Origin of the sequence: Pseudomonas sp. GD03903 (genome assembly GCF_029840045.1) — a bacterium.
GTDB lineage: Bacteria > Pseudomonadota > Gammaproteobacteria > Pseudomonadales > Pseudomonadaceae > Pseudomonas > Pseudomonas pseudonitroreducens.
In genome coordinates, this window is record NZ_JAOCBT010000018.1 from 124,410 (window position 1) to 140,567 (window position 16,158).

The following is a 16,158-nucleotide window of genomic DNA, read 5'->3' on the forward strand; positions in this document are numbered from 1 at the left end:
GAGTTAGACGAGACGATTTACTTGTCGGCGCTGCTCCCATAGTGCTTATTAACTACCTATTTATCGACTCAGGGAGGGCGGGAAATTGCTAAAAACTGTAGTTGCGGACAATTATTTGTGGTGTGAGGATGTTTTGAAAAAGCCCAAACCCATGCAGCATGTAGCCGAAGCCTAATCTTCAGCTTGGTCATGGAGTTTTTATTTTAATCCATGAGTGATCTGCGAAGGTGACGTGAACGAGTTTTTGAACTGCATGGCTTGAGATTTTCTGTGGTAGGCGCATTCTGGATATTTACGCTAGAGAGAATTGAGGTGTTTATATGCTAATCATTTCTGCGTTTGAGGATCGCTCTGAGCTTGAATTTAGAAAGCCTTTTGATGTTGGGTATGATTCTGGCTCATCTGGTTTGACTATTTTTGATTGCCCATACCCTCACGCGAGCGTAGAGGGGCTTCGTAGTCGCCATGAGTGGCTTGATGGGTTTCTTACGGCTCTTTCGCAAAAGGGCGATCCAGGTTTGCTTTAGGTATGAGTTATTTTCTGGTCTACTCCTGATGGGTGAGTTTCTGTGTGAGTGTTTCGAAAACTCCCTGGTGGCATGCCGAACCATCGAAGGCAAGCCTTGTGAAAACTACTTAGCTCTTTAAAGCCAAGTAGTGTGCTTATGTGGTCTAGGGAGTAAGAGTGGTAGTTTTTTAAGTAGTGTTCGGCTAGTCTTTTTCGGGTGCTATTGAATATTTCTTTAAAGGTTTTACCCTCTTTTGCAAGTTCGCGCTGTAAGAAACGACTACTGACGTTAAGTTCTTTTGCTACAGAGTCCATGTCGCAGAGGGAGTGGCCAAGGCGCTTGATGAGCAAGCTTCGTGTGCGTTCGCTGTAATATCCGTTATTTAAAAAATATTCTTGATGTTCAGCAAGGCTGCCATGGAGTAGTGCAAGTGTTTCATTTGCAGTGCTTAGCGGCAGCGATAGCGCGTGGTTGTCAAATAAGATGCTGTTTCTATTTTTCCCAAAGTGTAGGGTGCAATCAAAAAGCCGTTGGTGCTCTGAGATGTCTTGTGGAGTGGGGTAAATGAATTCTATTTCTTGGATTTCGGGAAGTTTACCCCCAGCCATCCAGCGGCAGAGTCCGAGAGTTGATGCCAATATTGCGTCATTGAACACTCTGGATTTCTTTATTCTGTCTTCTGTGTTGTCAACGTACCACAGGCGTATGCCATTTTTTTCTTGTGTTAGGCCGATAGTGAAGCCGTTTCCGAGAAGTTTGGAAAAACGTACTAAGACCTGCAGCGCGTCTTTTAGATTGGCGCTGGAGATCATTGCATATCCTACTAATTGAAAAGCACCTGGAAGAAAGTGCTGGTAAGCTTTAAGTCCAATGTCTGGGTTGCCGCTCTCAATTTCCGCTAGCTCCATTAATCGAAGGGCGCTTGATCTTGGAATAAATTTATTTGACGATCTTAGCTCGTCGATGGTTATCCCGACTTCTTTGCAGAGTCGCTCTGTGTCGAGGTTTTCACTGCTCAGGAAACTCACCAGTTGAGCAGTTAGCCCGGCACTTATCCTACTCATTTCTCGATGCTCCTGTGTTGGGTGGAGGCTAATTCCTGCACGGATCGTCTATAGATATCTTGATGCTATCAGTATGTCTAGAGATACCTTCCAGTATGTCCATGGATACCTTCTTAAGGTGCCTGCGGACATTTTTTTTGGTGTCACAGGACATTGCTCGGGTGTCGATGGCTTGATTAGCTATTTTTTGCGGAAGTGGAGTCGAGAGGAGTGCTGATGCTAGTGGTTGGCTTCGAGTAGTAGGTTTAATTTTTAGATGGTTTTTCGATCAATTCTGGAGCTTGTAGGAGGTTTCTGTTTTTGATGGTTGGGGTTTGTTTTTATAGGTTAATATTTTAGGGGGAGTCGCATGTTTAGAGTTCTTTTTTATGTGGTTTGGGGTAAGAGATGAAAGGAGGGAAAAAAGCGCTTCCCCGTGTCAGCATAATTCTAGCCTGCATAGTGGTTGCTGCTCTTGCTTGGGTTATGTTTAGACCTAGTACTATTGGTAGAGAGTTTGCTGCTGCCAACGGGCGAATAGAAGCCACTGAAGTGGATGTAGCTACCAAATTGCCTGGTCGTGTCGCTGAAATCAACGTTGACGAAGGTGACTTCGTCAAACTCGGCGAAGTGGTCGCGCGCATGGATACTCAGGTCCTCGAGGCACAGTTGGCCCAGGCCCAGGCCGAGGTGCGTCGGGCGCAGAATGCGAAGTTCACCGCCGAGTCTTTGGTCGCCCAGCGGACGAGTGAGAAGGCCACAGCTGAGGCTGTGGTGGCGCAGCGCCAGGCTGAACTCACCGCCGCGCAGAAACGCTTCAGCCGCACTGAGCAATTAGTTCAGCGCAATGCCTTACCACAACAGCAACTCGATGATGATCGCGCCGTGATGCAGAGTGCTCAGGCGGCGCTAGCAGCCTCACGTTCGCAAGTGGTTTCGGCGCAGGCCGGCATCACTGCCGCGCGTTCCCAGGTGATCGAAGCTCAGTCGGCCATCGAAGCCGCCGCTGCGAGTACCGTGCGCCTGCAGGCGGACATCGATGACAGCCTGCTCAAGGCACCGCGCAATGGCCGCGTGCAGTACCGCGTTGCAGAGCCTGGGGAAGTGTTGGCCGCCGGCGGAAAGCTGCTCAATATGGTTGATTTGGCCGACGTCTACATGACTTTCTTCCTGCCCTCGGCGCAGGCGGGCAAGGTTGAGCTCGGTCAGGACGTACGCTTGGTGATCGACGCAGTGTCGCAGTATGTGATCCCGGCCAAGGTGTCCTACGTGGCTAGCGTTGCGCAATTCACGCCTAAGACTGTGGAGACTGCTAACGAGCGCGAGAAGCTGATGTTCCGCGTTAAGGCGCGGCTCGATCCGGATCTGCTTGCGAAGTATGCCACCTACGTAAAGACCGGCGTGCCGGGCATGGCCTACCTGCGTCTTGACCCGCAGGTCGAGTGGCCTGCCTCTCTGCAGATCAAGGTTCCGCAATGAGCGACATACAGACGGTCGCCAGCCTGGCCGGCGTCTCGCTGCGCTATGGGCAGACCCGCGCAGTGGACGACGTCACCCTGGAGATCCCGGCCAACCGTATGGTCGGCCTGATCGGCCCGGACGGTGTCGGCAAGTCCAGCCTGCTGGCACTGCTGGCCGGTGCGCGGAAGATGCAGGACGGCGAAATCCAGGTGCTCGGCGGCGACATGCGCGACGCCCGCCACCGCCGCGCCGTGTGCCCGCGCATCGCCTACATGCCACAGGGCCTGGGCAAGAACCTCTATCCGACGCTCTCGGTATTCGAGAACGTCGACTTCTTCGGCCGCCTGTTCGGCCACGACAAGGCCGAGCGCGAGCGGCGCATCGCCGATCTGCTGCACAGCACGGGATTGGCACCCTTCGCCGAGCGCCCGGCGGGCAAGCTGTCCGGTGGCATGAAGCAGAAGCTCGGGCTTTGCTGCGCGCTGATCCACGACCCGGATCTGCTGATCCTCGACGAGCCCACCACCGGCGTCGATCCGCTGTCTCGTAACCAGTTCTGGGAGCTGATCGCGCGCATTCGCGCAGGCCGCGAGGGCATGAGCGTGCTGGTGGCCACCGCTTACATGGAGGAAGCCGAGCGCTTTGACTGGTTGGTGGCGATGGACGATGGCAAGGTGCTGGCCACCGGTACGCCTGCCGAACTGCGCGAGCGTACAAATAGGCAAAGCCTGGAGGCGGCCTTCATCGCGTTGCTACCCGAGAGCAAGCGTGCTGGCCACCACGCGCTGGTGATCCCTCCGCGTTCGCAAAGCGAGGGCGCGCTGCAGATCGCTATCGAGGCCGAGGGACTGACCTGCCGCTTTGGCGATTTCGTCGCTGTGGACCATGTAAGCTTCCGTATTGAGCGCGGGGAAATCTTCGGCTTCCTAGGCTCCAATGGCTGCGGCAAGTCCACAACCATGAAGATGCTCACCGGCTTGCTGCCGGCCAGCGAAGGCACCTGCGCACTGTTCGGCCAGCCGGTGGACGCCAACGACATGGAGACCCGCCGGCGAGTCGGCTACATGTCCCAGGCCTTCTCGCTGTACGCCGAGCTGACGGTGCTGCAGAACCTCGAGCTGCACGCCAAATTGTTCCACCTGCCGCCCGCCGAGATCGGCTCACGGGTGGAGGAAATGCTTGAGCGCTTCGACCTGGACAAAGTCAGGGACGAGCTGCCCGACAGCCTACCGTTGGGTATCCGCCAGCGTCTATCGCTGGCCGTGGCGGTTATCCACAAGCCGGAAATCCTCATCCTCGACGAGCCGACCTCGGGCGTCGACCCGGTGGCCCGCGACGGCTTCTGGCAACTGATGGTTGAGCTGTCGCGGCGCGACGGGGTGACCATCTTCATCTCCACCCACTTCATGAACGAGGCGCAGCGCTGCGACCGCATATCGCTGATGCACGCCGGCAAGGTGCTCGACAGCGACACCCCGCAGGGCTTAATCGACAAGCGCGGTCTGCCCACTCTGGAAGCGACCTTCATCGCCTACCTGGAGGAGGCGGCCGGTAGCACGCCGGTACCGGGCGCCGCTCCAGCTCCGGAGAAAGTCACTGCCCCGGATCGCTACAAGGGCAGCGACCGCTTCAGTTGGCTGCGTCTATTCAGCTACGCGCGCCGCGAGGCGATGGAGTTACGCCGTGACCCGATCCGCTTGACTCTGGCGCTACTGGGTACCGCGCTACTGATGTTCATCATCGGATACGGCATTAACGTGGACGTGGAGAATCTTTCCTTTGCTGTGCTCGATCGCGATCAAACTACCACTAGTCAAAACTATGTTCTCAATATTTCAGGCTCACGTTACTTCATCGAGCACTCTCCCATCGAAAATCCCGATGAACTCGATCAGCGGTTACGAAGTGGGGAGTTGAGTTTAGCGTTAGAGATTCCACCAAACTTCGGTCGTGACTTTAAGCGTGGTTTTTCCCCAATTATCGGAGTCTGGATTGATGGAGCTATGCCAACCCGGGCCACTACGGTCCAGGGCTACATTCAGTGGATGCATTTAAGTTACTTGGCTGAATCAGCGCGTGAGAGTGGCAATGCCGAAGCTAGTTCGGTTGCTAGTACTGAGGTGCGCTATCGCTATAACCCAGACGTAGAAAGCCTTAAAGCCATGGTTCCTGCAGTAATCCCACTGCTGCTGATCATGATCCCGGCGATGCTCACTGCTCTAGGCGTGGTGCGCGAGAAGGAGCTTGGCTCGATCACCAATCTCTATGTCACGCCAGTGACGCGCCTAGAGTTTCTTCTCGGAAAGCAGCTGCCCTATATCGGTATGGGCATGATCAACTTCCTGCTGATGCTGGCCATGGCCGTGCTGTTGTTCCAGGTTCCGCTCAAGGGGAGTTTCTTTGCGCTGCTGGTTGGCGCCTTCCTTTACGTGGTGACTAGCACGGGTCTGGGTCTGCTACTGTCGACCTTCATGAAGAGCCAGATCGCCGCAGTGTTTGGCACCGCCATCGCTACTATGATCCCGGCCATCCAGTTTGCCGGTCTGATACACCCTGTGTCCTCGTTAGAGGGCGTCGCTGCCTTAATTGGCAGACTCTACCCGACCTCGCACTTCCTGATTATTAGCCGTGGGGCTTTCTCAAAGGCACTGGGAGTCGCTGATCTATGGGTTTATTACTTGCCTTTGGTGGTGATGGCAGTGGTACTGACCTTGCTTAGCGTGTACTTCCTTAAGAAACAGGAAGATTGAGCCATGAAGAAGATTGAAAATATATTTAATCTTGGTGTTAAGGAGTTTCGTAGTCTGGGTCGAGACTATGCAATGTTGACCCTTATTGCTTGGGCTTTTTCTTTTGGGGTTTACAGTTCGGCAACGGGGGTCCCTGAAACGCTGCATAACGCATCTATTGCAGTAGTCGATGAAGATCAATCTCAATTGTCTAAGCAAATAATTAGGTCCTTTCAAATCCCTTATTTTCGGGCTCCCTCCGAAATTAATCAGGCTGAAATGGATCACGGGATGGATACAGAGCTGTATAGCTTTACACTTGATATTCCTCCTGATTTTCAGCGAGATGTGCTGGCGCGGCGAAACCCGAAAATTCAGTTGAATGTTGATGCTACTCAGACGGTTCAGGCGTTCTCTGGGGCGGGTTACATACAGAATATTGTTGATACCGAAGTTAGGGAATTCATTAATCGATATCGTGGTGATCCGTCGATGTCGGCAAGGCTGGCTGTGCGAGCGGAGTTTAACCCTAATTTAACTCAGGCGTGGTTTGGTGCGGTTATGGAAGTGGTAAATCAGATTACCATGCTATCCATAATTCTCACGGGGGCCGCGCTTATTCGGGAACGTGAGCACGGAACGGTTGAGCATCTATTGGTAATGCCATTGACTGCATTCGAGATTATGCTGGCAAAGATTTGGTCAATGGGGCTTGTGGTTCTAATAGCTGCAGCCGCTTCTTTGCTTCTCGTTGTGCATTCTTGGATTGGCGTTCCGCTCAATGGTTCGGTTTGGTTGTTTTTGATAGGTGCAGCTATACATCTTTTTGCGACTACTTCAATGGGGGTTTTTTTAGGGACTGTCGCGCGATCTATGCCGCAGTTGGGGTTGTTGGTTATAATTATACTTATTCCGTTGCAGATATTGTCGGGAGGGACGACGCCCAGGGAGAGTATGCCTGATTTGGTTCAGAATATAATGCTATTGGCCCCAACAACACATTTTGTCTCGCTGGCCCAGGCAGTTCTGTTTCGTGGGGCGGGGATTTCGATAGTATGGGGGCAGTTGGTACTTGTGTTCGCTATTGGTCTTCTCTTTTTCCTCTCTGCACTTTGGCGGTTCCGCAAGACTATTGGGCAAATGGCCTGATTTCTGGTAGAGGTGGAAGCTCTTCATTTTGATTGCATTTTATAGTTTCATGCTTTAGCTAAACTAGAATGCTCGTGAGATTTCAAGAGGTTGTAATGGAAGGGCTCAGTGAGGACCAGTTGAGGATTCTTCAGGTGCTTTACTTTGATGGAGGGTGGGTGCGGTCTAGTGGCTTGGGTATATGGCTTCAGTGCTCTCCGGCTAGTTATTTTCCGGATCTGCTGGCTCGCGGGCTTGTTGAACGTCGGCAACATGTATCTAGTACACGCTTCATGAGGAATAATAATAGAAACTCCCTTGAATATAAGTTGTCAAGAGAAGGGGCTTTGCTTGTTGAATCTATTTTAAGGGCTGGTTAGTTTTGGGTTTTTGGGATCGATAGCTGAATGCTAGCTGTTGGGGGAGGATTCGAAGTTTATAACGTTTTAGGTGCTGGAGCTCCTTTTGAGTGTGTAATTTTCTCACTATTGTAGAGCTAACTTTTTATCTTGATGATGCAATAGAAGAGGAGGGCGTCCAGAAAACTTCTTCTTGGTTTGATGGATTTCAAACCTCCAGTCATTGAAAGCACCCGCCTGAGGCGCCATTATTAGGTGCGGTAAGGCTGTAAAATGGGGTTGCTATAGCTATCTCGTCCAAGTGGGTAGTCAGACCTGAGGGATGAGGTGACTAGTATGCCAGATGACTGGTGTCAATCGAGTAGTGAAGGACTCACGCGAGATACCGACATGGAAGAGAGTACTCAGCAGCTTAGCGAACGTTATATCTCCTCCCGCAGCCAGCATCCGGCGTGGCTGCTTTTGGCATCCCGACGGGCGCCTTTGGTCATTAGCTGTCTGCGCGCTCTATTCGAGAAGGCTAACGATGGAATCGTTGTAGAGGATGCTTTGCAAGGCTTGTCAGAGCTGTTGTCCAGCTATGCAAGCCAAGAGCTTTTCGAGATAGATGGTGACAACGTCCAGCTCCAGGCGGGGCGCGAGTTGCGGGAATGGATCAAGCGGCGACTGATCGTCGAGCGTGAAGGCAGAGTTTATGCAACCGATGCTCTGGAGGTCGCAATTCAGTTTGTAGAGTCGCTCGACAGCCGAATGATGACGTCTACAGCCTCACGATTATCCGTCGTACAGCGCGAAATAGAGAATCTTGAGACCAATCTGAACCCCAGCCCTGCTGGCCGCATCGCTAGCCTACGTCGTCGAATTCACGATCTTGAGCTTGAGCTGAAGCAAGTTGAAGCAGGCCACATTGTCGTTCTTGATGAGGCCCAGGCTATCGAGGGGATTCGAGAGGTATACAGCCTGGCGACCAGCTTGCGAGCTGATTTCAGGAGGGTCGAGGACTCTTGGCGCGACGCAGATAGAGCGCTTCGCCAATCCATCATTAGCGAGCAGTACCACCGTGGCGACATAGTCGATCTGCTGCTCGATGGACAAGACTCGCTATTGAGCACACCTGAAGGGCGGGTGTTCGATAGCTTCCAACAGCAGCTGCGACAGTCCATTGAGCTGGACGATATGCGTGTGCGCGTCCGAACGATTCTTAGGCATCCTGCCGCTTCCAAAGCGCTCCAGCGTAGCCAGCAGAGAGAAATGCGATGGTTAGTTCTGAGACTGGTTCAGGAGTCTCAGTCGGTGCTCCAGGCACGAGCGCGCAGCGAGAGGGACGTCAAAGGTTTCATGAAGACCGGGCTTGCCCTTGAGCACCATCGCGTTGGCCAACTGCTCCACGACATTTTCAATGCTGCGCTGGGGTTGGATTGGCAGCGCCAAAGCCAGCGTCGAAAAGCTGTGCCACTGCCTCCCATTGGAATTCCGATCTCGGGCATCCCGTCCGTCGAGCGCTTGCGGTTTAAGGACGTCAGTACGGGCGCGGATGCAGAGCTGAATCTCGATGTTGTCTCCGCCGGGTTAGACGAGATTGATGCGGACTTTTGGGATGCGTTTGATGGGTTGGATCGAAATGCGCTCATCCGCGAAACCCTGTCGGTCTTGGCTCAACACGGAAAGCCGTTAAGTCTTGGAGAACTAGCAGCTTTGCTACCGCCTACACATGACCTGGAGACATTTTCTCTTTGGTTAGGGATGGCCCGTGAGGCTGGTCTCCATGTGTACGAGGATGAGGCCGAGAGCGTGGAGTTGGTTGACTCAGACCAGCAGCGTTGGCGGTTCCATCTTCCTCTCGTCGGTATGGATAGCGTTGCACTCAAGGATATTGATTGGGAGTTGTGAGCATGGCGGGAATTTTCGATCAGTTGGCACATTCGGCAGGGGATGATCAGCGGCTGGCAGAGCTGCCTGCTGATGAGTCAGAACAGGCGGCGCCCCCTGGGTCTCACGAGCCATCCGACGATAGTGGTCGTACTCATGGTCGCATTAGAGAGACCGTGCAGGAGCTTCTTAAGTACGGCTTGCTGGAGGACAGTCATAAACCCAACCTCTATCGCTTAGCCGTCACTCACGTCGCTGAAATTGCGAGCGTCCTTGAACCCCTCGATTTGGGCGTCAGTATCGACGAGATAAGAGGGCTTGCCTTTGTGACAGTCCGGCAGGACGTACGCGCTGAGCCAGATGAGTGGTCGCACCCACTCGTGCGAAGGCAGCGCCTGAACCTGGAGCAATCCCTCCTCATCGCGATACTGCGTCAGCACTTCATTGTGTCAGAGCAGGAAAGTGGTATCGGGACGACTGTTGCACAGGTCGCAGTGGACGATTTGATCCCGCAGATACAGGTCTACCTTGGCGATTTGGGTAGCGATGCAAAAGAGCGCAACCGCGTTCTCACGCTACTCGACCAGTTGAAAGGACATGGTTTGGTGTCCACTCCGGATGCGCATGACAACATCATCATTCGCCCGATCATTGCCCACTTGGCAAACCCTGAGAACCTGCAGGCTCTGCTAGCTTGGATTCAGGACCAGCAGCGACTGGAAAGTGGCCCCATCGACGCGGCCATGGAGGGTGAAGAGTGAAGCAGGAAGCTTTTGGGCGGGATAGCGAAACCTTCGTTCTCACCTCAGTTGAGATGTTTAACTGGGGGGGCTTTCAAAGGCTTCATCGGGCGCCGATTGACGGCGCTGGGACAGCTGTCATTGGTCCGACAGGGAGCGGCAAGACTACCCTCGTCGATGCGCTTATGACCCTCATCTGCGCGAGCCCGCGGTACAACCTGGCATCCACCGGTGGTCACGACAGCGACAGGGATCTTGCTTCGTATGTTCGTGGTGTAACCGGTCCAGGAGACGGGAGCGCTGGGCAATCCCACATCGCCCGTTCTGGCAAGACGGTTACAGGAATCTCCGCGACGCTCCACCGTGAGTCGGGGATGGTTCGGCTTGGTGCGTTGCTCTGGTTTGAGGGCACCAGCTCATCTGCTGCAGACATGAAGAAGCTCTGGATATTCAGTACCTCTTCTGACCATACGCTTGAACACTGGTTGAGTGTTCAGCACGAGGGCGGGATGGCTGCGTTGAATAAGATGGGGAGCTCGGAAGCTGGGATCTGGACGTATCAAAGCAAAAAACAGTACCTCGCCCGGCTACGTGATTTCTTCGAGGTCGGAGAGAACGCGTTCAACCTTCTGAATCGAGCCTCAGGACTGAAGCAGCTCAATAGCATTGACGAGATTTTTCGTGAGCTGGTGCTAGATGATCGTGCGGCCTTTGATCGTGCTGCAGAGGTGGCTGACAGCTTTGATGATCTCACTGAAATCCATCGTGAGTTGGATGTTGCGCGCCGGCAGCAGCGTACGTTGGAGCCCATAGCTGAACTGTGGTCGCGCTACCAATCGTTGGAAAGCCAAGCAAGCGAGAAGGCAGCCTTAGAGCGACTTGTACCAGTTTGGTATGCGGAGCAGGGGCACCGCTTGTGGCTGGCGGAAACGGAGCGTCTGCGTCTTGAGTCTCGGCAGGCCGAGGTGGAGGTGGCATCTGCCCACGAGCTGCTCGAGGCGCAAAGGCAGCGCACTGATGAGTTGCGACAGCTCTATCTCCTGAAGGGCGGCACCAACATTGATCAGCTGAGAGCCCGCGTGAATGATTGGAGCAAAATTGCTTCGAAGCGTGCGTTCGACTCAAAGCAGTATCAGTCGCTGGCTAGGAACCTTGGTCTTTCAGATGAGCTCGATTTGTTGGTGTTGCAGGAGAACCAAGCTACGGCAGAGTCGCGCCTTGTCGTTCTGAGGTCCGACCTAGAGCAAGCCAAGCTGACGTCCTTCCAGTTGGGTGTCGCAGAGAGTGAGCAGTCGAATTTACTTGCGAGGCTAAAAACTGAGCGGCAAGAGGTTGAGCGCCGGCCGAGCTCAAATTTGCGTCCGGATTTCCAAAGCCTTCGCTCTGATTTAGCCGCAGAGCTCGGCCTTGACGACAGCGCACTGCCGTTTGTGGCAGAGCTCGTCCAGGTCAAAAGCGAAGAGCATCGTTGGAGAGGAGCCATCGAGCGGGCAATTGGTGGCCACCGACTGCGGATTCTGGTTCCTCCGCAGTCCATCGAGCATGCCCTTCGTTGGATCAATAACCGGCATAACCGACTGCACGTTCGCATGCTGGAGGTGAAGCGCCCCGAGTCACCAGCAGTCTTCATGCCGGATGGCTTTACTCGAAAACTCACATACAAGGATCATCCCTACCGCGAGGCACTTAAGGCACTTCTTGCCGAGAATGACCGGCACTGCGTCGACAGCCCAGAGGTGCTGAGATCTACTCCTCATGCGATGACTGCTGAAGGTCTCATGTCGGGTAAGGCCCGCTTCTACGACAAGCAGGATCAGTTGCGATTAGAGGATGACTGGCTCACGGGCTTCGACAACCGCGACCGTCTGGCCCAGTTGGCTAGTCGAATTCAGGAGGTCAGTGGCCGGCAAGTGCTCGCTGCTCAAGAGCTCAAGAATGCTTTAGCAGCGGTTAGCTTGCTTGAGGGCCAAATTCGGGCTTTCGAGCAAATCAGCCATGTCGATTTCGCGGACATTGACCTGCCTGGAGCGCAGAAGCAGCTCGACGAGCTGAATCAGGGAATCCAGGAATTGCTCCGACCCGATACTGATCTTGCGGCAGCAAAGCAGGTCGCAGACCAGGCGGCGGAGCTGGTCGGCACGCTAGACAAACAACATCAACAGGCGATCGCAAAGAAAGCTCTGGTAGATACTCGCTTCGAGCACGCGGCAACGAGCACACGCAAAGCGTTTAGCCGGTCGGAAGTGGGTATGAGCGACCAGGAGCGTGAGCTAGCGATTAGGTATTTTCCAGAGGTCGCTCCGAAGTATTTGGCAGAGATTGGCGAACTTGAATTGCAGTTCACTCGGAGCCTGCAGGGTGAGATCAGCGGCCTCAAGGACAGGCTCAGTAAGCTTCAAACCGAGCTCGCAAAGAAAATGTCGGATGCGATGAAAGAAGACACTGGGGCTCTGGTAGACGCAGGCCGAGAGCTCGAGGACGTGCACAAATACCTGGATCGGTTGAGGGTGCTCACTGAAGAGGCCTTGCCAGAGAAGCTGAAGCGATTCCGGGACTACCTGAACCGCTCCTCCGACGATGGTGTCACTCAATTGTTGAGCTACATCGAGCAGCAGGTAGCTCTAATCGAGGAGCGACTGGACGATCTGAACAGTACGATGTGTCGGGTCGACTTCCAGGCGGGGCGATATCTAAGGCTGATCGCAAACAAGGTGTCGCACGACAGCATTCGCGCGTTGCAGCGTGCGCAACGTGCCCTCAATTCGGCGAGGTTCATTGAGGACGAAGGGGAGAGCCACTACAAGGCCCTTCGGGAGCTGGTGGACATTCTGCGTGAAGCTTGTGAGCGAAATCGGACTCAGGCCGCTCGCACACTCCTGGATCCTCGCTTCCGGTTGGAGTTCGCGGTCTCGGTGATCGATCGGGATACAGGCAATACAATTGAAACCCGGACGGGCTCACAAGGTGGGAGTGGTGGCGAGAAAGAAATCATCGCCTCTCATGTCCTAACGGCATCGCTGAGCTATGCCTTGTGCCCAGACGGTAGCAGCAGGCCACTCTTTGGTTCCATCATCTTGGACGAAGCCTTCTCCCGAAGCTCTCATGCGGTAGCGGCTCGAATCATCGGGGCTCTCCGGGAGTTCGGTTTGCATGCCATCTTCATCACTCCAAACAAGGAAATGCGGCTGCTGCGCCACCACACTCGATCAGCGGTCGTAGTGCACCGAAGAGGTATGGATTCCAGTTTGGTTTCACTCAGTTGGGAAGCCTTGGATGAGCACTATCAGCAGCGAATGAAGGTGCAGAGTGAAGCCACCACTTGAGATCAGCCGAAAGCTAGCTCGTCAGTGGTATCACGCAGAGACACGAAGCAAGCGGCTTCTTGGCCTAGCTGAGTGGCCGCTCTGCATGCGAATAGGGGTTCCAACCGCCAGAGAGTTTTCGCAGGACCCCGGCGCTGTGCAGCGCCATGCCGAGCTCTGGAAGACGGTAGCAATCGGTTCGGTGAATTGGGAGCCAGTCAGCTATCGCGCTGGTGCTGAACCAATTCTTCTTCCTTTGCAGTGGTGTTTACGCACTCCATCGGAATGGATCGCTGCAACAATGGACGCCGAGGTTTGTACGGAATATGCAGACCTCGAGCATATCGTTGAGAGCGTAGATGTGGCTTTCAGAGCGCTGCTTGTTGCTCAGCGCAGCCTCTGGATAAATAAAAAGCCAGAGGAGGTCATCGCAGCTGCAAATTTGGCCCAGCGTCTCCAGCCAGGATGCGCTATGGGGCGGCCCCTGCGCTTGTTGGCCGAGCATGGGGTGGATACGAAGTTCTTCGAGCGTAATGCTGTACTGCTCACTCGACTTTTGGATGAGCGATTCCAGGGTGAACCTTCTGAGTTGGGCTTATCTACATTCCTCGACGCTCTTGAGGAAAATGAGCATTGGGTCCTCGTAGCGCCTTTGTGCGATGGGCTACTTCCATTCAAGAAGCTCCGGCTCACAACCACGCAGCTAAAAGAGTCTCGGCTGCCTGGTTCTCGGCTCATTGTCGTTGAGAACGAAAAGTGCCTTCATCAACTACCTGCTCTCGATGACACGGTCGCGGTTCTTGGATGTGGTCTCGATCTGCAGTGGATGGCGGCACCCTGGTTACGGGAAAAGCAGCTAGCTTATTGGGGGGACATAGATAGCTGGGGCTTTAAAATGCTCAGTAGTGTCCGAGAACTTTGTCCCGATGTTTCTGCTCTTCTCATGTCAAGAAATGTGTATGAGCTATACGCCCCAGGGTCTGCAGTCGAAGAGCCCGTAACGGCTCAGGCATGCCCTCCGTCCGGACTTTGTAGTGAGGAAAAGGATCTTTACTCGCACTTATTAGGGCAAAAAAAGGGCCGGTTGGAACAGGAGTACTTGCCTTCAGCCGCTGTAGAGGCGGCAATAGGCCACTGGAGAGATAGGTCCGCGAATGACGTATAGCGGGTGCCCATGACATCGAGCTGGACGTTGACGTTAGGGGATGCCCGGACAAGGGCATTCAAATATCTGCCCGGGCGATGCCAAATGCCAGGCTCACACCGTTGATGAGGGGCTCCTGATCGAGGCTTCGCTCGCCCAGATGGTCGCTAATGGCAGCAATGGCTGCATCGACTTACTTTACTGTAGCGTAGCGCCCTAAGCATAGGCAGACACTGCACTGGGATCGCTCATCACCGAGTCCAAGCGCTAGTAACACATGGGGAACGACGCTGTTTGCGGGGCTGCAGGCCGGGGTGGACCACAGCGCTAAGCTGCCGGCTAGTTCGGTGATGTCGAATCCCACTTGGTCTGCCACAGGGTAAGTGTGTGGGGGATACGTTGTGCCATAGGGCTGCCGTAACACGGAACGGCTGTTACCCGCCAGTTTCTAGGGGATTTTTGTGTAGGTCGGTTAGGTATAGATTTTTACATCGCGCCCAGTGAAAATTTGACGAAAGCAAGCGCACATAACTTTCTCCTGGCTGTGAGGCAAGCCTTTCCCGAGTAGTGTTCATCGGATGTAGCTTGCTGACGGTTTTTTTTCGGGTTACTGTATCCACACGATGTCCGGCTAAATTATAAAGGAAAATAAAATGTCTAAACTTGCCGAGTTCCGTGCTGCGGAAAAAGCACTTCAAGAGCAACTTGCCTACCTCGATTCGTTCAAGAACGACGCCGGCCTCAAGCGTGAGATCAAATTTGAGGAAGAGCTCAAGTCTCTGATGAAGGAGTACGACAAGAGCCTGCGCGATATCGTATCTATCTTGGATCCTGATTCTCGCTCCGGTGTCGGCAAGCTGCAGGCCCGAGGAGCTAGCTCTCAGCGCAAGGCGCGTGCCGTCAAGGTCTACAAAAATCCGAATAATGGAGAGGTTGTTGAGACCAAAGGCGGGAACCACAAGGTGCTGAAAGCTTGGAAGGTAGAGTTTGGCAATGACGTTGTAGAGTCTTGGTTGCAGAATTAATAAAAAGGCCGCGAAAGCGGCCTTTTTTATTTCCCTTCGAGCACCTCTTATTAGCTGAATGCCACGTAGGCTGCAGTCAGCTGCGCTGTAAATTCGGCGATCCCTCATTTCTAATTGGAAATTTTTGCGGAGAAGCTTCTCGCCTAGCTCATCGGGTTTTCAAGTGAGCCAGGCGAGAAGGGGGCATATGGGGCTCCAAGGTGCGAGTATGGATCTGCGGGCTCCAGAGGGGGCTTTCCCCACTCTCTGGTATGGGGCCGGTTGCTTGCCTACGACCTCAATGACTGATAAGCGCCTTCGGAATCCGCGGTGTCATTCGGGGGCTGCGCGCCAAAGGCCGGCATCTCCCTGCGCCTCTCCACCGCAAACTGCCGTAGATCGCTTCAGAAGACTCTGGCAGCGGCCAACAACCGGTGGTTGAGATAGTCGCACGCACTTACGGGGCCCGATTCCAAATGTGATTCTGACGTGAGCCCTTCGCTGTTTTCACTCAGCCTGGGTCGGTAGCAGCCTCGCCAAAGGCCGCTACTGGCCAGAGCTTCCGGTCGGTCGCCCCAGTGTGTCGGTCAACTCCGATGTAAATGTCCGGTCACGTCGAATGCAAATGAATGGTCAGGTCAATACAATATCCATCACGCATTCAAGCCTAGCTGGGCGTTGATCAGAAAACGGATGCATGAGTGCGACATTCATCAGCAGACTGTACCCATCAACAATTGCCTGTAGGATGAAACATGGAAACGCGGCTGCAAACGTTACAAACGTATTAAAATCGCCAGCACTTATGATTGAGCGGGGCGAATTTTACTGAGATACTCAGTCACTAACATGCGTAATGAAGTGAATCTC

Annotated in this window: 9 protein-coding genes; 8 read left to right on the forward strand and 1 reads right to left on the reverse strand. The window is 53.9% G+C overall.

Annotated elements, in window-relative coordinates; translation table 11 throughout:
• Positions 1-523 precede the first annotated feature (523 nt).
• Positions 524-1,573 carry an AraC family transcriptional regulator gene (locus tag N5C91_RS24050; protein ID WP_079392173.1) on the reverse strand — a complete coding sequence of 350 codons (1,050 nt, stop codon included), beginning with the start codon at positions 1,571-1,573 and terminating at the stop codon, positions 524-526.
• 387 nt (positions 1,574-1,960) lie between these two features.
• Between N5C91_RS24050 and N5C91_RS24055 the strand changes: the two genes are divergently transcribed.
• From N5C91_RS24055 to N5C91_RS24090, 8 genes are all read left to right on the forward strand, one after another.
• Entirely contained in the window at positions 1,961-3,031 is a 1,071-nt protein-coding gene (locus N5C91_RS24055) for an HlyD family efflux transporter periplasmic adaptor subunit (protein ID WP_031654673.1), read from the forward strand.
• A complete protein-coding gene (rbbA, locus tag N5C91_RS24060; protein WP_279832517.1) occupies positions 3,028-5,763 on the forward strand; it encodes a ribosome-associated ATPase/putative transporter RbbA in 2,736 nt (911 codons plus the stop codon). The genes N5C91_RS24055 and rbbA overlap by 4 nt, the downstream gene beginning before the upstream one ends.
• A 3-nt stretch (positions 5,764-5,766) precedes the next feature.
• Positions 5,767-6,891, forward strand: coding sequence for an ABC transporter permease (locus N5C91_RS24065; protein WP_217971207.1), 1,125 nt, complete (start codon positions 5,767-5,769; stop codon positions 6,889-6,891).
• Between the two features lie 728 nt (positions 6,892-7,619).
• Positions 7,620-9,119, forward strand: a complete 1,500-nt coding sequence (locus tag N5C91_RS24070; protein WP_279832520.1) for a DUF3375 domain-containing protein — start codon at positions 7,620-7,622, stop codon at positions 9,117-9,119.
• Positions 9,120-9,121: 2 nt separating this feature from the next.
• Complete coding sequence (locus N5C91_RS24075; protein WP_169887465.1) at positions 9,122-9,859, forward strand: DUF4194 domain-containing protein; 738 nt, start codon at positions 9,122-9,124, stop codon at positions 9,857-9,859.
• Complete coding sequence (locus tag N5C91_RS24080; protein ID WP_279832521.1) at positions 9,856-13,161, forward strand: SbcC/MukB-like Walker B domain-containing protein; 3,306 nt, start codon at positions 9,856-9,858, stop codon at positions 13,159-13,161. The genes N5C91_RS24075 and N5C91_RS24080 overlap by 4 nt, the downstream gene beginning before the upstream one ends.
• Positions 13,145-14,305, forward strand: coding sequence for a Wadjet anti-phage system protein JetD domain-containing protein (locus N5C91_RS24085; protein WP_279832522.1), 1,161 nt, complete (start codon positions 13,145-13,147; stop codon positions 14,303-14,305). The genes N5C91_RS24080 and N5C91_RS24085 overlap by 17 nt, the downstream gene beginning before the upstream one ends.
• Before the next feature lie 632 nt (positions 14,306-14,937).
• Positions 14,938-15,309 (forward strand): histone-like nucleoid-structuring protein, MvaT/MvaU family, encoded by a 372-nt coding sequence (locus N5C91_RS24090; protein ID WP_043158193.1) that lies wholly within the window; start codon positions 14,938-14,940, stop codon positions 15,307-15,309.
• The last annotated feature ends 849 nt before the right edge of the window (positions 15,310-16,158 follow it).